The sequence below is a fragment of the Chromatiaceae bacterium genome, from assembly GCA_016714645.1.
Classification (GTDB): domain Bacteria; phylum Pseudomonadota; class Gammaproteobacteria; order Chromatiales; family Chromatiaceae; genus M0108.
Window position 1 is genome coordinate 110070 of the sequence record JADKCI010000001.1, and the last position, 17110, is coordinate 127179.

The window sequence follows — 17110 nt, forward strand, 5'->3', positions numbered from 1 at the left end:
GTTCCGGCCCCATTCATTCCCCGACCCGTCGCAGTACGGTCTCGATCACCTGGGCCGAAATGCGGAAGTCGGAGCCATGCAGCCGCGCGAACACCTCCCGCGCCGACCCGATCAGCCCCCTTGCCTTCGCCATACCGATGATCGCGGCGGTGCCGGCCACGCACAGGCCGCGCTCGGTGGCGATCGCCCGGCCGGCCCGCTCGTCTATCAATAGCAGGCTGGGCTCTGGACTGGCGAGGGCAATGCGGATGCAGGCCGCCTCGCCTTCGTCGAGATCCGGAAGCTCCGGACCCATCGGCGGCGGGTCGCTCTCGCGCAGCCAGCCTGCTGCCTCCGCGGCCAGGATCACCCTTTCATCCGGTAGGCCCCGGTTCGGCAAGACCTCCCGGCGGACCTCGGGGGGCATCCAGACCACGCCGAACAGGGCACCGAGCCAGGCCAGGCCGTCGACCCGGGCCAGCCCGATCAAGGGGCTCGCATCGGTCAGGACGAGGCGAGCCATGACTCCAGGGTGTCCAGGTCCCGCGTCGCCTCGTCCGCATCCAGGCTCACTACGGCAATGCCGAGGCGGGAGACGTGGGCCACGAAGTCGCCGAGGGGCATCTCGGCCAGATGGGCAGCCCGCGCCAGGGACAGATTCCCGTCGCGGAACAGTGCCGTGGCCAACGCGGGCTTGACGCCCTTAGCGTTCAGAACGCCGGCCAGCTCGATCCCGACCATCAGGGCATCGGGCTTGTCGCGGTTCAACACCACGACGACGCCCTGGTGGCACTTACGCAGGGCCTCGCTGGGGTTATTCTTGAGCCCACTGACGTTGACCGTCTCCATGCCTAGCTCCCATGGGAATGTTCCATAGGAAGAAGCATAACAGCAAACCCCGATGCGCCAGTCCCCAAGAAAACAGGTCGCCTCGCGACTCTAGGTGCCTCTGGAAGTGACTCCCCTATTCATATCCCTGGCCCGCGGCGCGCCTGTTGCGCCCTGGCCTGGGACAGCAGGGCACGCGTGGCCTCGTAAGAGGCTTGGCAAAAGGATACAAAAGCCGATTCAAGCCCCGGGTTGGGCCAGACGCCGGTATGGCCCCCAAGCTGTCCGGCCTGGATTTGGTAGGCAGCCAGGATTTCGATATACCGCTTGCGATCCTTCAGTTCGATCACCACCGGCAAATGGCCGGAGTGCAACAGTGGCAGGTTCGCGAGCAGGCGGGCCATGCGCCCATTACCGTCCCAGAAGGGATGGATGTGGACAAAGCCCAGATGGAGCCGGGCATAAGCGGCCAGGGCCTCATCCTCGCTCAGGGGCTTGACGCAAAAGCGGTTCAATGCCGTCAACCAGGTCGCCATGAGCAGGGGCACATCACCGGGCATGGCGTATTCGATGAAGGTCTGGCGGCCATCGGCGGTCACCGCGTAGGCCCCGTTGGGCTCACGCTTCCAGGCGCCATTAGGCATATAGATATCCGTCACCTCGGCGGTCTGCACGGCCCGATGCAGATCGAACAGCCGATCCAGAGTCACCGGTTCTTCCGTCCAGGCGTAGATCTGCTCGATGGCGCGGGCATGGCCCACCACCTCCTGATGGTCCTTGAGCGGTTTGCCCCCGACCGTCAGCCCTTCCTCGATGACAAACTTGGTCTCCCCCAAGGTCAGGGTATTACCTTCGAGCGCGGTGGAACCGTGGGTCCAGAGGTCCCGCACCTGAGCCATCAGGGCCGCCCGAATGTCCGGGTCCAGCCCTGCCAGGACCTTGAGGCGAGGAATATTCATAGCGGGGCTCCGTGGCTGATCTTCACTGGCTAGGGTAAGGGCACTGAATTCCTGAACACGAACCGGCTGAACACCCTCCCCAAGGGCGTGCCTGTAGGCCTGGAATGGGCATGGTTCCAAGGCAAGGGGAAAGGTGGATTCTACGCGGCGGTTAGGTCGCCGTGGCAGCCTTTACACCAGAGGGGCATCACCAAACCTGCCGCCGCATCTGGACCTTCTATCTTTCAACTGAACTCGGCATGAAACCTGTGCATGAACAGGGGGGTCGCTCCTCTTGGTCACTTGCCAGACGTGACGTAACATCTATTTTGTTCGAATACAGGACACGATGATCCCTAGCAAGAAGGAGACACCCAGATGCCCAAGGCGGCCCGCAAAATGGACCACTTCAATTATGGGGACTATTGCCAGTGGCCCGAGGGGGAGCGCTGGGAGTTGATCGACGGCGAGGCCTTTGCCATGGCACCCGCGCCGATGCGGTTGCATCAGGAGTTCGTCGTCGTATTGGCCGCCCAGATACATCCCCATCTGGAGGGAACGGACTGCCGCATCTATGTCGCCCCCTTCGATGTGCGCCTGCCCAGAAAAGACGAGGCCGACGCGCGCGTGGATACGGTGGTACAACCCGACGTAGCGGTCATCTGCGATCCCCGTAAGCTGGATGACAAAGGCTGCCGGGGTGCCCCGGACTGGATCATCGAGATCCTCTCCCCCGCCAGCGCCGCCCATGATCAGATCCGTAAACGGGCACTCTACGAGCGTCACGGGGTCCGGGAATACTGGCTGCTACACCCGGTCGACCGGGTATTGACCATCTATCGGCTGGGCGAGGATGGCACCTTCGGCAAGCCGGACATCCGGGCGCTAGAGGAGCCGACCCCGGTGGGCGTGATCGCGGGCATGGCGATTCACTGGCCGCCTGGCGACCCCATCGCGCGGTGAGATAACCCGCGCACGCCTTTCTCTGCCAGAGCAAGTGGTTGACTTGCGCGGCGAAGACAAGCTGGCGGGAGCCTATTCCACATCACCAAGGCTGGCGCCTGATGTGACACCTCGTAACGGCGCGCCCTGGACATGGCCCCACCGCGGGGCGCCTCACCCCTTGATACACACCAGCGGCTCCAGCCGCGCTACCAGCCGGGCCAAGCCGCCGCGGCCTACATCCGTGAGACCCGTGCCCGCAACTGGCGGTGTTGCTTGGCATTTGTCCGGCAGTCAGGCTGTCTATCGATGACCACGAAGGGCAAGTGGTGGAGATCCACTATCCGGCCGCCTTTGCCCAGACCTACCTGCGCCCCGAGGTGCGACTGGAAATCGGTCCCCTGGCATCCTGGGTTCCCCACGACGAGTACAGCTTCCGAGCTTATGCTGCCGATGCCTTCCCCAAGATCTTTGCCGAACCCGATTGTCCGGTCATTGCGATCAGGGCCGAGCGGACCTTCTGGGAATAGGCGACCATCCTGCACCAGCAGGCTCACAATCCTCGGGCGATCCCCAGTCGCTATTCGCGCCACTGCTACGACCTATTCCGCCTCGCGGAGAGTGCTGTCCGTGCGGTGGCGCTGGCCGACTTGCCGCTGCTCGCGGAAGTCGTCGCTTTCAAGCAGCGCTTCTACCCCTGCAATCGGGCGAGATACGGCGAGGCCAGGCCGTCCACTGCCTAGGGGGTCATCGAGCCCCTGATCGTCTCTCTGCATCCCGAGACCCTGGGGCATTACCTCCTGGTGGCCGGGGAACGGCGCTGGCGGGCGGCGGGTATGGCCGGCCTGGCGACGGTCGCCGTGATCCACGCCCAGCACATCGAGGCGCCGACGCGGCGCTTCCTGTGCGAGTTCGCATCGAGGATCGGGAGCCGCTCACTGAGCTTCAGCTTGCCGAGGCGATGGCCCGGCGGTCTTTCGGAGGCTCGAAGGACAGGGCCAAGGACCAGGCCCGCTATCGGCGCCTGGTCACCTCGCTGCGCGAGCTGGAGATCAGCCCCTATCTGTCGCTGCCGGAGCGCGAGGGCCTCGCCGAGGCCAGGGGTACCTGCGAGCGCCTCGCGCGAGCGGCCGAGCTGGCGAAGGATCGGGCCAAACGCCAGGAGAAGGCCGCCGAAGCCGAGCGCGAGGCGCGTTACCGGGAGGCGGCCGGACTCCTGGCGATGTCCTTTCCCTTCGACCCGAACCGCCTGGAGACCACCGTCATCGACCTGCTGGCGCTCGATCGCTACAGCAACGCGGACTGGCTCATTCAGCCCGAGTCGGTCGATGGCTTCGCGGACCGGCTGCGCCAGCGTGCCGCCCCCGAGCAAAGCCCCATGGACCTCCTGCTGCGTGAACTGGCGTCGCATCAGGAGCAGGTTCGTGCCCATGTCGCCCGCGACTGGACCAGCAGCGCCGAGCCGCTGGCGGACCTGAGCGCGCGCCTGGCCGAGAGGCTCCCCGCGCTGCGCGAGGCCATCCTGGCCGCCCCGCCGATGCTTCTCTTGGGGGTGCGCCATGTGCTGGATGACGGGATACCGCCGAAGGTGGTGCGCCTGCCGGTGCGCCAGTCCCCATGATGCCGATCCCCAATGCCACGCGGCGGCAAGTGATCTCGGCGTTCCGGTTCCACTGCCATCGGTCCCCGGCCGAGGCCGCCGCCTTGCTGACGACCTTTGCCGTCGCCCGGGGGCTTTCCGATCCGCGCCGGCCGCCCCCGGGGTCCGCCCTGGAGCAGTGGGCGACGGCGACCAAGGCCCCCCTCTGGGCGGTCCAGGCCGCGGCCTCTTGGTTGCATGCCCATGCCGCCCTGGCCGACCCAGACGAGCAAACGGCCGTCGCGGAGGTCCTGGGCCAGGTCGGCGGGGGAGGGGAGGCATGAGACTTTCGCATGCGAAAAACCCTGCCCCTTCCGACACCCCGCGCCAGCGCGACGAGCTGGAGCGCTTCAAGACCGCCATCAACCTGACCAAGTACGCCGCGGCCGAGGGCTATCGCCTCGACCGCCGGGCGAGCTCCCGCAACTCCGTGGTCATGCGCCACCCCAGCGGCGACAAGATCATCATCGCCCGCGGGGAGGATGACCACTGGATCTACTTCTCGGTGCGCGACGACAGCGACAACGGCTCGGTCATCGACTTCATCCAGCACCGGCGCCGGTGCTCCATCGGCGAGGTTCGCCAAGAGTTGCGGCCCTGGGTCGGCGGCTCCTTCGTGCGGGCTGTGCCGGGGCTGTACGTCCCCGAGGTGGTCGCGGTCTCGCGGGACCGGGCCGGGGTGATCCGGGCGCTGGCCGGAATGCGCCCTCTGATAACACATCGGTACCTGGAGGAGGAGCGGGGAATCCCCCAGAGCTTGCTCGAACACCCCAGGTTCGCCGGCCGGGTCCTGGTGGACGCCCGCTCGAACGTTATCTTCCCCCACGCCGACCGGGATGGACCCTGCTGCTACGAGGTCAAGAACCGGGGGTTTACCGGCTTCGCGCCGGGAGGGGAGAAGGGGTTGTGGATCTCGCGGGTGCAGCGCACCGATACCGCACTGGTGCTTGCTGAGAGCGGTATCGACGCCCTGAGCTATGCGGCCCTGCATCCTGACGACAACGCGCGCTACGCGAGCTTCGGAGGCGCCATGAATCCCAGCCAGCCGGCCCTGATCCGGGCGGCGATCAAGCGCCTGGTGCCTGGTGCGACGGTGCGGATTGCCACGGATAACGACGAGGACGGTACCGCCTTTGTGGTTATCATTGAGGGGCTGGTTGCGGAGACGGGGAGGGGAGACCTGGCGATCGAGCGGGCCGTGCCCGTGGATGCCAAGGATTGGAACGATGTGCTTCTGCGTGCGAGCAGGGCGGCTCCTGCAATCGGTTGACAGGATTCGGTGGTACGTCCCCTATTTCCTCGTCTGCCTAAGTCGAATATAAGTTGCGGGCCAAAACCATGAAACAAGTTCTCGTATTATTCTCTGATCCTCCAGATGAGGTTAATCCCGAAATACGGTTACGCTTGGATAAAGAAGATCGGCTCATCACGGCGCTCGCCAGCCGTTTTGCTGGTGCCGTTCAGGTCCATCGGCAACATGCGTCAGAAACTGCAGATATCCACAATCTCCTGATCCACCGCTCTTACAATGTTATTCAGTTTTCTGGACACGGGAATTCCGAAGGGATCGTTCTTGACAAGACCGATATGGGTGAAGGTGGTGAGCTGGTAAGCCCGTTACGTCTCCAAAGCCTACTTTCGATTCCAGAAACGCCTCCCACTCTTGTCATTCTGTTATCCTGTTACTCTGCTGAAGCACTTCCGATACTTGCTCAAGTCGCTCCTTTCGTAATCACTGCGACGGGGCCGCTTAGCGATGCCTGTAGCCTTGATTTTATTTCTTGCTTCTACGAACGGTTCTTCGGTGACTATTCTATACAGCATTCGTTCGAGCATGCTAAACGAATTATAGAATCCAAAGGAAAAGACTGCCACAATATTCGCTTGGACAGACGATTTTTTATTCAAAAAGGGAGTTCTAAGTATATAGAAAGCACTCCGGATCTTTGGAAAGAAAGTGTCCTCGTCAACCTCGATGCAGTGGTCAACTCCATAGCCGCACTTGAGATACCAGAAGAAGAAGTTCTGCACCTCATTTCGAAGAAGCTGTCAGTGCATAGATGGATTTTTGACGTGCCGCGGGAAAGGTGCGTTATCCCAATAGGACGAATGTTGTTTGGGGAGTTTGCTTGGAAAGATGCTAATGATGTGGTGCTCTGCACAAAGCTAGCGAGGTTGCGCGCCGATGTTCCACCACTGCATTGGCAAACGTGGCATAAGCTCCTTCTATTATACAACGACCTGGCTTCAAATGACTATCGCGCGCAACCCAATCCGGCAGAGGCAGAGAGTAGGAATAGCTTGCTACGCGCCGTAAATTTGCTGTCCCACTATGTTTCGAAGTATATTCAGCCATCGAGAGACGATATTGCAGCGCTCGGATTTTTAGAGTCTTTGCCTTATGTTGAGTTCATAACTACGCACAGTGAAATTGCGAGGGATCAATTCGACCTCGAACGATTTCCGCAAGTGGTAAAATCCCTAGAGGAGGCGCTCACCAACTTCCATGAATTGGTTGAGAGTCTAACCCCCCCAGTTGCAAAAACAGCGGTTAATAAATGGCCGGATGACGCGGGGACTCGATGAATATCGAAGAGATAACCGAAGCGCTCGCCGACCACTCCGTGATAGCGGTCGAGTTGGAATTCACTGAAACATACCCGTGCCTGAAGGAGGGGACACGACTCCTACTGGATGGCATGTCTCTTGGACACGATTTAGAGCAGACTATACTCAACAGGTTTATAGCAGCTGACCGTAAGAATACCTTCAGTTTCGGGAAAATGCTTTTTCTCCCCCACTTAATTGTGGACACCGCAGATCGCATTCCGGAACGTGTGGCCTGGCTTTTCCAAGAAAAGAGGGTAGACATTGAGGAATTTGAGGCCCAAGCAACTGTTTGCTGCTTTGTGGTCGGACCTCGTGAATTCGTCACAACGCTTTGTAGGATTTCTGTTCAACTGTGCGAAGGTACAACATTTGTGCAGGACGCCTACCAATTGGGGAGGGACGACGAAATTCGACGGTTGCTTAGGCGACTGTTGCCGAACATTGTGGAGAAACCTTTAACCGGATCTCCACAGACAGAGGATGATGGCGTACTGGGGGAACCCCAGGGATGGTTTTCCGATCGGGCAGTTATCGTGAACACGTTGGGAATGCACGCGAGAGCGACAGCTCGACTGAACGCCGTAGCGAGATCTTTCGCGTGTCCGATTCAGCTGCGTTGTGTAGGTCAGCGGCAGTCCGATTGGGTTAATGGGAAGAGTATCATGGAAGTGATGATGCTAGCCGGGAGTGTGGGATCGGAAATTGAGATTCGTGCTAGGGGAAAAGAAGGCATCGCAGCCGTCTCGTTCTTGATCGACTACATAGACACCGGAATGGATGAAGATGTTACTGTCGATATTAGGGAGAGAGTCTACCGAAAAAAGGTGTTGGCCCGCACAGAACTCCCGACGAGAGTCGTCGCCAAGTGTGATGTTGGCTGGGGTCACGAGATATTCGTTCGAGGAGACACGCCACCTTTGAGCTGGGAGCGTGGCCTTGCCATGAGTTGTATTGATAAAGACATTTGGCTGTGGGAAATGCCTCGGCTTCTGCTCGGTTCCTCGTTCGAGTTTAAACTTCTTCGTGATGATGCAACGTGGGAGGTCGCAGTAAGGGATCGCATCGGCGAAGCTGGAAAGGTAACGGTAGCATTTCCGGAGTTTTAGAGGCGCCGAATCCGGTCTTCCAATCAAGCATCTTCTGGAAGTGTCAATGTTTCCGCGTTTTACGGATCCTTTTTGAACAACAAGGAACAACAAGAGGCCAGGCTTAATGGCGGCTATCTTGGCTCGCCGGAGCGCCTGTCGACGCCCGGCGGCTGTTTGGAGTTCCTTCTATGAGGGCTTCGTCGTCAAACCCAGCGAGAGGTGCGTTAATCGATATCTGGACTTCTCTCCGTCTCGCGCGGTTCTCGGTCGCATTTGACGCCGTCGTTAGGCAATTTCTTTCTCTTCATTCGCAAGCTAACGAAGCGGGACCCATATTCTGGTCACTACTTCTGCCGCCTCGGCCAAGGATTATCCGGTTCAACATGAATCTCCTTACCTGGCCGCGCTGGAGGCCACCCTCGTTCAGGGGGGGGCTGGCTGTTAGGGGGGGATGGTCTTTCGGGACGACTAGGTTGTGGTTTGTCCTTCCGACGTTCTGGCGACTCTCTTGTTGCCATTGCTTTATGCCTGTGGAACAAAGAATGATTCTGAGGGGAGTTCTCTGAGAACCTCCTCTTCGCATGCTCTCTTCACGGTAGCGTTTTCTCTTGTTTCAGGGGGTTTACTTACCAACGATTTTTCCCGTCGAATAGCCTTACGAAATTCCTCTTGTTGAGTTTTATCGTAGGTTCGCTTTTGCTCTACGATTGTCTTTATCTCCATTAAATCGTATTCAAGGCCTCGATACCCTGCTAACACGCCCTCATAGTCCTTTATTTTCTTTGGGAGGGCCAATAGAGGTTTGACTACGGCTGTGGCGGCCGCGATAACGCCGAAGTACTGCCATACCAGGCTTCCAATAGACGTCGACCAAAACCACAGTCCGGCGATTGCAGAAGAGGGCGCTGTCGCTAGCAAGATCAGATCTAGGGAAAAAGTCAATCTTTCTACCATTTGTAGTCTACGGCTGTAATACTTCACATTTAGCCGGGCTGTCCGTAGTTTGTCATACACACTCCAAATCGGATGTTCTTCTCGGTTCATTCCCGATGCCTTTGTGGTTACTAGCCTAAAAATTGGGGTAGATTTGTTTTGTATTCCGTGGTCTTGCGGCAGGCAGCAGGCCTGCTCGAGTTTCCGGTATGCACGGGGGCGAGGGTCTTGACTCGTGCCTCTCAACCCTCATCGCGGTCGGCCGTCGTGTAAATTCGGGGGCCAGTTTACCTGACTCGTGGACGCGGCGAGCGTCGGCTATCCAGGCGACTGCGGACCCCGGGCAGCGAGGCATCACCGGCGCGAGGACAGGTCTTGACTTGTGCCTTCGAGGTAGATCGTAGCAGCTTGCGGCGACGCGCGAAGGCGCGCTCCAGGGCCGGCGATGGGTACGGCGGGGACAGGAGGGCCTGGGCAAAGCGCTTCGAGTCGGCCAGCGACAGGCGGACGACCTCGCCCTGCTCGATGGTGCGCTGGGCGGCCTCCTGCACAGCGGACACCACGAAGTCGGTCAGGCTGCGGCCCTGAATCTCCGCGGCACGTTTGAGCATGGCGTGCAGCTCGGTGCTGATGCGGGCTTCGAGCCGAGCGGTGGATGTGGCTGATGGCATGGGCTGTCCTCCTGCCGTTACTGTACGGCAGCCTGCTGGAGACATCCAGAACGAACGCAGCCGGACCGGATTCCTTTTCCTACTGCCCCGCGAACGCTCGCCCGACCACCGCGGCCAGCGTCAGGACCACCGTAGCCCCCGTTCCCAACAGCGTCCCAGCCCAGATCCAGGCCCAGGGGTTGCCCATCCCGGTCGGCGCCGAAGTCTGGGCCTGGAGCGGTGCGGGTGGACTTGCCAGGACCGGCCCCACGGTTGGGGCCTGATTTCGCAACAAGGCGATCGTCTGCATCACCACCTGTTGCAGCGCCGCGTTCTGGCCTTTGATCAGGGCCTGCATGTCCGCCGTCCACCCCTCGTGCAGGGTCTTCTGGTCTTCCAGGAAGGACGCACGATCCTTGAGGGACCCCTGATCCAGCCAATGGGCCTGGGCCTCGGCGACCTTCTCCACCTGGTCAATCGCGTCCCGCGCTGCCTCCCGGATCGCTGCCGCGGCCGGGGCGACTGTCTCCTCAAGATACCGGCGCAACACCACCTGGTTCAGCAGAACCACGGCCACAATCGGGTCCTCGCGGCAAATCGCCATCCCGTGGGCGCGGGCGACCTCCGCGATCATGTCCCCGATCAGGTCGTCCCAGTCGTTCACGCCGAGGCGGCGGCCCTGGACAGGGCATGATCCTCACCCAGGGGCAGGGCGTCGAGCTGACCCCACAGCTCATCGCGGATGCGCTTGATGCGGGTGCGGGGCATCAGGTCGAAGCGCTCGATGGCCTCCCCGAAGGTCAGACGCTGGCGGAGCATTTCCTCGATGTCCTTGCCGAAGGTCGCCTTGGTGCGGGCCGGCAGCAGGATGGTCCCGAGGATGCGGTCCCGGGCCTCGTGCAGGAACTTGGCCTCCGTGATGGGCCGGCCCCCGCCTTGGGAGTGGACCTCCAGGGGGCCCAGATGCTCGTTCAGCCACAGGATCAGCGGCACATCCGTCGCCAGCAGGGCCATGGTCCCCTTGATGGTCTCCTCCGCGTCCGGCCCGCCGGCGATCACCGTCTGCACCACCACCTGGTAGCCGAGTTCCGCCAGCAGGGCGAAGACCCCGTTTGCCTTTCCAGGACCTTGAGGCGAGGAATATTCATAGTGGGGCTCCGTGGCTGATCTTCGCTGGCTAGGGTAAGGGCACTGAATTCCTGAACACGAACCGGCTGAACACCCTCCCCAAGGGCGTGCCTGTAGGCCTGGAATGGGCATAGTTCCAAGGCAAGGGGAAAGATGGATTCTACGCGGCGGTTAGGTCGCCGTGGCAGCCTTTACACCAGAGGGGCATCACCAAACCTGCTGCCACATCTGGACCTTCTATCTTTCAACTGAACTCGGCATGAAACCTGTGCATGAACAGGGGGGGTCGCTCCTCTTGGTCACTTGCCAGACATGACGTAACATCCTATGTTGTTCGAATACAGGACACGATGATCCCTAGCAAGAAGGAGACACCCAGATGCCCCAGGCGGCCCGCAAAATGGACTACTTCAGTTATGACGATTATTGCCAGTGGCCCGAGGGGGAGCGCTGGGAGCTGATCGACGGCGAGGCCTTTGCCATGGCACCCGCGCCGACACGGTTGCATCAGGAGTTTGTGGTAGAACTGGCGCGTCAGATCGGCAATGCTCTCCAAGGTCAGCCCTGTCGGGTCTATGTCGCCCCCTTCGATGTGCGCCTGCCCAGAAAAGACGAGGCCGACGCGCGAGTGGATACGGTGGTACAACCCGACGTGGCGGTCATCTGCGATCCCCGTAAGCTGGATGACAAAGGCTGCCGGGGTGCCCCGGACTGGATCATCGAGATCCTCTCCCCCGCCAGCGCCGCTCATGATCAGATCTGTAAGCGGGCACTCTACGAGCGTCACGGGGTCCGGGAATACTGGCTGCTACACCCGGTTGACCGGGTGCTGACCATCTATCGGCTGGGCGAGGATGGCGCCTTCGGCAAGCCAGACATCCGGACGCTGGAGGAGCCGACCCCGGTGGGCGTGATCGCGGACCTGACGATCCACTGGCCGCCTGGCAATCCCCTCTCGGGCCGGGAATAGGCGGCGCCCGCCTGGCTCCGCCATAGCAAGTGGTTGACTTGAAAGGCGAAGCCAGGCCTAACTAGCGGCAGCCTGGCCCACATCACCCAGGCGGGCGCCTGAGTTGACTCCTCGCAACGGCGCCTCCTGGCGATGGCCCCACCGCGCACGCCTCACCCCTTGATACACACCAGCGGCTCCAGCCGCGCCACCAGGCGAGCAAGGTCGGCGCGGTCGGTGGCGGTAACCACCTCGACGACGTCCTTGTAAGCACCTGGGGCCTCCTCGGCCATGCCGCGCGGGGAGGGGCTGCGCACCAGGATGCCGCGCTGGGCCAGTTCGTTCTGCACCGCCCGCCCCTGCCAGCGGCGGGTGGCGGCGTGGCGACTCATGGCCCGGCCGGCGCCGTGACAGGCGGAGTTGAAGGCCAGTTCCTGGCTCTGGGCCGTCCCCGCCAGGATGTAGGAGGCGGTGCCCATGGTGCCGCCGATCAGCACCGGCTGGCCGACGGCGCGCAGGCTCTCGGGCAGATCGGGGTGACCGGGGCCGAAGGCGCGGGTGGCGCCCTTGCGGTGGATATAGAGCTTGCGCCGGCGACCCTCGACGACATGCTCCTCGAGCTTGCAGGTGTTGTGGGAGACGTCGTAGAGCAGAGTCAGGTCCACCCCCAGCACCTCCATAAAGACTTTGCGCGCCAGGTGGGTGATGATCTGGCGGTTGGCCAGGGCGCAGTTGATGCCGGCGCGCATGGCGCCGAGATAGGCGCGGCCCAGATCGGAGTTGAGCGGGGCGCAGGCCAGTTCCCGATCCGGCAGGCGGATGCCATGCTGGCCGGCGGCCAGGACCATGCGCTTGAGGTAGTCGGTGCCGATCTGGTGGCCCAGCCCCCGGGAGCCGCAGTGGATGCTCACCACCACCGCGCCCAACTCCAGGCCGAAGGCAGCAGCGATGGCGTGATCCTGAATCTGTGTGACCTCCTGGATCTCTAGGTAGTGGTTGCCGGAACCCAGGGTGCCCATCTCGTCGCGCTGGCGGCGCTTGGCCTGGTCGGAGACCTGCTTGGGGTCGGCGCCGGCCATGCGGCCCCGCTCCTCGATGCGATCCAGGTCCTCGGGCTGGCCATAGCCCCGGCTCACCGCCCAACGCGCCCCGCCGGCGAGCATGGCGTCCAGTTCCCGGTCGTCGAGGCGAATGCCGCCGGTGCTGCCCAGGCCCACCGGGACCCGGTAATAGAGGGCGTCCGCCAGCTCCCGCTGCACCGCCAGGATGGCGGCCCGGTCCAGGCCGGTGTGCAGGGTCCGCACCCCGCAGGAGATGTCAAAACCCACGCCGCCGCCGGAGACCACGCCGCCCTCTTCCGGGTCGAAGGCGGCCACCCCGCCGATGGGGAAGCCGTAGCCCCAGTGGGCGTCCGGCATGGCATAGGCCGCCTGGACGATACCCGGCAGGCTGGCGACATTGGCCAACTGCTCCCGGACCTTGTCGTCCATGTCGCGGATCAGGGCCTGGCTGCCGAAGAGGATGCCAGGGACGCGCATGGGCCCCTGGGGCTCGAGGCGCCACTGGGTGTCGGTGACTTGGGTCAGGTGCTGGGTATCCATGGTGGCTCCTCGCAATCAAACATCCACGACGCAGCGGGCGGACCAGGTGCCGTCAACCGCCTGGCGCACCGCGAGGGCCGTATAGGTGGCCCCCTTAACCTCCACCGCCGGCTCATGGCGCTCCCGGTCCAGCGGCTCGCCCCAGGCCTCGCCCCTGAGTCGGGGGCCCTCGAGCCGGACGTGAAACCGTGAGAAGAGCATCTGGCGGACGGCCATCTCGTAGATCAGGGCATTCAGCCAGTCCACAAACAGCAGCTCCAGGTCCGGCTCCTCTCGGTCGATGGCCACCGCCTGCTCCGGACGCACCGCCGCCGGGTCGCAGATGATGGCCGTGAGCGCCAGGGCCGCCTGCTCGAAGGCCTCCGCCGGGCTGGCGCCAAAGCCCGCCACGCCCATGTCGGCGCGGTGCTCGAAGTGCTCCCAGGCGGGCAGTGGGCGCGGGTCTATGGCCGAGGCGTTCAATGCCAGAGGCCCGTGATGTGCCAGCGGGGCGACCGGTTAACGCCCCGAGCCAGCAGCGCCAGCAGTTCCCGAGGGTCGTCCAGGGGCCAGGCCAGGGCCGGGCCGGGAAGTTCGTCCGGGATCAATTCCAGGAGGCGGTCGATGCGTTCCTGGGTCGGCGGGTGGGTGCGCAGCAGGGAGGGGTCCGGCAAGTGGCGGCCGGGGAGCATCATCTGCTCCCAGAAGCTGCCCTGCTGGCGCTCCAGCTTGTCCAGGGCCGAGGCGAGACCCACCGGGTCCCCGGAGAGTTCGGCGGCGCCGCGGTCAGCTTCGAATTCGCGGTTGCGCGATAGGGTGGGGGGGGGGGCCCCGGGGCGGGGGCGCGGCGGGGGGGGGGGGGGGGGGGGGGGGGGGGGGGGGGGGGGGGGGGTCGGCGAAGGTCATCACCTGGATATCGCCGTTGGCGACGTGGGCGAGCTCGTGGGCCAGGACGCCGATCAGCTCCCGCCGCTCCAGACGCCGCAAGAGGCCGTCGGACAGGACGATGGCCGCGTCCTCGCGCCGCCCGGTGGCGAAGGCGTTCATCATCCGGCTCGGCAGGTAGTAGAGCCGTGGCGAATGTTCGAGCCCGGCGCGTGCCGCCAGGCCCTCCAGGAGCTGGTAGAGGCCTGGCATCTCCCGGGGCGACAGGGGTATGGCGCCATAGAGCCGGACCAGGAGCCGGGGGGAGGCCACCGGGTTGATCATCCAGAGCATCGCGACGCCCATCAGGGTGCCCCACAGAAAGGGCTCGCCGCCCACCACCCAGGCCAGATAGCCGAGCAGCAGGGACAGCAGCCCGAGCAGGCCAAGTTGCTGCAGGGCGTTACGCACCTTGTGTTCGAACAGGCGTTGTCGGTCCATGGCGGCTAAATGGGGGTCTGGCGGCCGATCCAGAATGCCTCAGTTGCCATGCCGCTTGCGGTAACCGTCGAGGAAGCGGCCGATCCGGCCCATGGCATCCTCCAGGTCATCGGTGTTGGGCAGAAAGACGAGGCGCAGATGGTCCGGATGGGGCCAGTTGAAGCCGCTGCCCTGGACCACCAGCACCTTTTCCTCCAGCAGGAGATCGAGGATGAAGTGCTGGTCGTTGAGGATCGGATAGACCTTGGTGTCCAGGCGGGGGAAGAGGTACATGGCCGCCTGGGGCTTGTGGCAGGTAACGCCCGGGATGGCGGTCAGGAGTTCGTAGGCCCGGTCACGCTGCCGGCACAGGCGACCCGTGGGGGCGACCAGATCCTCGATGCTCTGATAACCGCCAAGCGCGGTCTGGATGGCGTACTGGGCCGGTACATTGGCGCACAGCCGCATGGAGGCGAGGATGTCCAGCCCCTCGATGTAGTCGCGGGCGTGGCGCTTTTCCCCGGATACGATCGCCCAACCAGCGCGGTAGCCGCAGGCGCGGTAGTTCTTGGACAGCCCGTTGAAGGTCACGAACAGCACGTCCTCCGCCAGGGAGGCGATGGAGGTATGGGTGGCGCCGTCATACAGGACCTTGTCGTAGATCTCGTCCGCGTAGATGATCAGTTGGTGTTGGCGGGCGATCTCGACGATCTCTTGCAGCAGATCCACCGGATAGAGGGCCCCGGTGGGATTGTTGGGGTTGATGATGACGATGGCACGGGTGGATGGCGTGATCTTGGCCCGAATGTCGTGCAGATCCGGCAGCCAGCCCGCGCCCTCGTCACAGAGGTAGTGGCAGGGGGTGCCGCCGGCCAGGGAGACGGCGGCGGTCCAGAGGGGATAGTCCGGCGCCGGCACCAGCACCTCGTCGCCGCTGTCCAGCAAGGACTGGATGGTCATCACGATCAGCTCGGAGACCCCGTTGCCGATGTAGATGTCACCCACCTGGACCCCAGGGATCTGCTTTTCCTGGCTGTAGTGCATCACCGCCTTGCGGGCGGCGAACAGGCCCTTGGACTCAATATAGCCCGAGGCGTTGGGGAGGTTATGGATGACATCGCGCACGATCTCGTCCGGGGCCTCGAAGCCAAAGACGGCGGGGTTGCCGATGTTGAGCTTGATGATGCGGTGGCCCTCTTCCTCCATCTGGTAGGCGCGGGCCATCACGGGGCCGCGGATGTCATAGCAGACATTGGCCAGCTTGGTGGACTTGAGGACGGGCTGCATGGTGGCTACTTCCGGTTGAGGGGCTCGCGATAGTGGGGGGCAAGAAGGTACCCGATCCCGACGGGGTGCTGCAAATAGCGACGCCCATCACAGCCCAGGCCATTAGGGCGCGGGGTCGCGCGCGCAGACCCGTTTGTTTTCGCGATATTGCCCCCATGTATTGATCGTTACAAGATACGGTCGCCGCTGGCTGGTCCGCGCCCTGGCTCGAAGTCCAAGCGACTTGTGGCACCCCTTTTCCGCAACCCTTGGCTCAGGAGATCTCTATGGACTCGGCTCCATCCCCGAACGCGGACACCGCGGAGCAGGTTTCTCTCCAGGACAATTCCACCCCCAGCCTCCTTCTGCGGCCGCAGTTCGCCGTTGCCTCCGTGGCGAAAGTGGCCGAACCCAATGGCGGCGCGGGGGATGACTGGTATCGCTATGAGCTGGCGAGCGGCCCCTCCCGGATCACGGGCTATCATCGTGGTTCGCCCGAGGAGGTGATGGCCTACGCCCAAAATTGCGCCGAGGACTTTAACATGCGCAATGCCACAGGCAAGAGCACCCGGGCCTTTGCCAGCAGCAAAACCCGCTGATGCCCTGGGCCGCCCGCCGATGACGGCGGACCCCCGCCCGGCTCAATCACCCCTTACCTTTCACCGAAAGACCTGTTATTGTGGGAACCAAGAGGAACAACCGATCTTCAGATCGGGGCAAGGCGTAGCATAAAATCGAATGAATCCCATGGATTTCCCGCGAATCATGTAGCCCCCCTTACTTCTTCTTACCGTTTTTACGGTATTCCGCTGTCGAAGGAATTTTCGTGCTTGGTATTTTTCGATAGTGTCATGTTTATCCAATGCACGAATTTCGGAGTTAGTCAGAGATGAATATTTACGTAGGTAACCTTCCCTATAGCGCCACCGACGCCGATCTGCGCGAGGCCTTTGCCCATTACGGCGACGTGTCCAACGTGCAACTGATCAGCGACAAATTCACTGGCGAATCCAAGGGCTTCGGCTTTGTGGAAATGGACAACAACTCGCAGGCCGATGCCGCGATCAAGGGTCTGAATGGCACCGCCATCAAGGGCCGCAACATTACCGTCAATCAGGCCAAGCCCAGAAGCGACCGTCCCTCGCACGGCGGCGGCGGTGGTCGGCGTTATTGATCGGTTGGATCACGGATCGGCGCGGCCACCCGGTGCCAGCGCCGATTAAGTGAAGAATCCCC

20 protein-coding genes and 2 pseudogenes are annotated in these 17110 nt (G+C 62.7%); 10 read left to right on the forward strand and 12 right to left on the reverse strand.

Features of this window, described 5'->3' with window-relative positions; translation table 11 throughout:
- Positions 1-13: 13 nt before the first annotated feature.
- The 3 genes from IPN92_00465 to IPN92_00475 form a co-directional block, all read right to left on the reverse strand.
- Entirely contained in the window at positions 14-502 is a 489-nt protein-coding gene (locus tag IPN92_00465) for a DUF3368 domain-containing protein (protein MBK8636802.1), read from the reverse strand.
- Positions 484-828 carry a type II toxin-antitoxin system Phd/YefM family antitoxin gene (locus tag IPN92_00470; GenBank protein ID MBK8636803.1) on the reverse strand — a complete coding sequence of 115 codons (345 nt, stop codon included), beginning with the start codon at positions 826-828 and terminating at the stop codon, positions 484-486. Before IPN92_00470 ends, IPN92_00465 begins: the two co-directional genes overlap by 19 nt.
- Positions 829-947: 119 nt before the next feature.
- A complete protein-coding gene (locus IPN92_00475; protein MBK8636804.1) occupies positions 948-1766 on the reverse strand; it encodes a Fic family protein in 819 nt (272 codons plus the stop codon).
- 357 nt (positions 1767-2123) lie between these two features.
- Here IPN92_00475 and IPN92_00480 point away from each other — a divergent pair, with 357 nt between their 5' ends.
- From IPN92_00480 to IPN92_00510, 7 genes and pseudogenes are all read left to right on the forward strand, one after another.
- A complete protein-coding gene (locus IPN92_00480) occupies positions 2124-2708 on the forward strand; it encodes a Uma2 family endonuclease (protein MBK8636805.1) in 585 nt (194 codons plus the stop codon).
- A 242-nt stretch (positions 2709-2950) separates the two neighbouring features.
- Positions 2951-3430: pseudogene (locus tag IPN92_00485) on the forward strand (nucleotidyl transferase AbiEii/AbiGii toxin family protein).
- A gap of 6 nt (positions 3431-3436) precedes the next feature.
- A complete protein-coding gene (locus IPN92_00490) occupies positions 3437-4165 on the forward strand; it encodes a ParB N-terminal domain-containing protein (GenBank protein MBK8636806.1) in 729 nt (242 codons plus the stop codon).
- 139 nt (positions 4166-4304) lie between these two features.
- On the forward strand, positions 4305-4610 hold the full coding sequence (locus tag IPN92_00495; protein MBK8636807.1) for a hypothetical protein: 306 nt from the start codon (positions 4305-4307) through the stop codon (positions 4608-4610).
- Positions 4607-5596, forward strand: a complete 990-nt coding sequence (locus tag IPN92_00500; GenBank protein MBK8636808.1) for a DUF3991 and TOPRIM domain-containing protein — start codon at positions 4607-4609, stop codon at positions 5594-5596. Before IPN92_00495 ends, IPN92_00500 begins: the two co-directional genes overlap by 4 nt.
- A gap of 68 nt (positions 5597-5664) precedes the next feature.
- Entirely contained in the window at positions 5665-6912 is a 1248-nt protein-coding gene (locus tag IPN92_00505) for a hypothetical protein (GenBank protein MBK8636809.1), read from the forward strand.
- Positions 6913-7109: 197 nt separating this feature from the next.
- The gene (locus tag IPN92_00510) at positions 7110-8042 is read left to right on the forward strand and encodes an HPr family phosphocarrier protein (protein MBK8636810.1); all 933 of its coding nucleotides are present in this window, start codon (positions 7110-7112) and stop codon (positions 8040-8042) included.
- A gap of 504 nt (positions 8043-8546) precedes the next feature.
- On the opposite strand, the gene IPN92_00515 is transcribed toward IPN92_00510, so the two are convergent.
- The 4 genes from IPN92_00515 to IPN92_00530 all read right to left on the reverse strand — a co-directional run bounded on the left by IPN92_00515 (position 8547) and on the right by IPN92_00530 (position 10681).
- Complete coding sequence (locus IPN92_00515) at positions 8547-9068, reverse strand: hypothetical protein (GenBank protein ID MBK8636811.1); 522 nt, start codon at positions 9066-9068, stop codon at positions 8547-8549.
- Positions 9069-9244: 176 nt separating this feature from the next.
- Positions 9245-9628 carry a DUF1778 domain-containing protein gene (locus tag IPN92_00520; GenBank protein MBK8636812.1) on the reverse strand — a complete coding sequence of 128 codons (384 nt, stop codon included), beginning with the start codon at positions 9626-9628 and terminating at the stop codon, positions 9245-9247.
- Between the two features lie 79 nt (positions 9629-9707).
- The gene (locus IPN92_00525; protein ID MBK8636813.1) at positions 9708-10271 is read right to left on the reverse strand and encodes a transcriptional activator TraM; all 564 of its coding nucleotides are present in this window, start codon (positions 10269-10271) and stop codon (positions 9708-9710) included.
- Positions 10268-10681, reverse strand: coding sequence for a hypothetical protein (locus IPN92_00530; protein MBK8636814.1), 414 nt, complete (start codon positions 10679-10681; stop codon positions 10268-10270). The genes IPN92_00525 and IPN92_00530 overlap by 4 nt, the downstream gene beginning before the upstream one ends.
- Positions 10682-11114: 433 nt before the next feature.
- Here IPN92_00530 and IPN92_00535 point away from each other — a divergent pair, with 433 nt between their 5' ends.
- Positions 11115-11705, forward strand: a complete 591-nt coding sequence (locus IPN92_00535) for a Uma2 family endonuclease (GenBank protein MBK8636815.1) — start codon at positions 11115-11117, stop codon at positions 11703-11705.
- 152 nt (positions 11706-11857) lie between these two features.
- Here IPN92_00535 and IPN92_00540 read toward each other — a convergent pair whose 3' ends face one another.
- The 5 genes and pseudogenes from IPN92_00540 to IPN92_00560 all read right to left on the reverse strand — a co-directional run bounded on the left by IPN92_00540 (position 11858) and on the right by IPN92_00560 (position 15895).
- Positions 11858-13285, reverse strand: a complete 1428-nt coding sequence (locus IPN92_00540) for an RtcB family protein (GenBank protein MBK8636816.1) — start codon at positions 13283-13285, stop codon at positions 11858-11860.
- A 15-nt stretch (positions 13286-13300) separates the two neighbouring features.
- Entirely contained in the window at positions 13301-13681 is a 381-nt protein-coding gene (locus tag IPN92_00545) for an archease (protein MBK8636817.1), read from the reverse strand.
- 62 nt (positions 13682-13743) lie between these two features.
- Positions 13744-14079 (reverse strand): annotated as a pseudogene (locus IPN92_00550) (M48 family metalloprotease).
- Entirely contained in the window at positions 14051-14629 is a 579-nt protein-coding gene (locus tag IPN92_00555) for a M48 family metalloprotease (protein MBK8636818.1), read from the reverse strand. The pseudogene IPN92_00550 and the gene IPN92_00555 overlap by 29 nt, the downstream one beginning before the upstream one ends.
- 39 nt (positions 14630-14668) lie before the next feature.
- Entirely contained in the window at positions 14669-15895 is a 1227-nt protein-coding gene (locus IPN92_00560) for a pyridoxal phosphate-dependent aminotransferase (protein ID MBK8636819.1), read from the reverse strand.
- 266 nt (positions 15896-16161) lie between these two features.
- Between IPN92_00560 and IPN92_00565 the strand changes: the two genes are divergently transcribed.
- Together IPN92_00565 and IPN92_00570 are read left to right on the forward strand one after the other, a co-directional pair.
- Positions 16162-16473, forward strand: a complete 312-nt coding sequence (locus IPN92_00565; GenBank protein ID MBK8636820.1) for a hypothetical protein — start codon at positions 16162-16164, stop codon at positions 16471-16473.
- Between the two features lie 290 nt (positions 16474-16763).
- Positions 16764-17048: an RNA-binding protein gene (locus tag IPN92_00570; protein ID MBK8636821.1), complete on the forward strand. Its 285-nt coding sequence runs from the start codon at positions 16764-16766 to the stop codon at positions 17046-17048.
- The last annotated feature ends 62 nt before the right edge of the window (positions 17049-17110 follow it).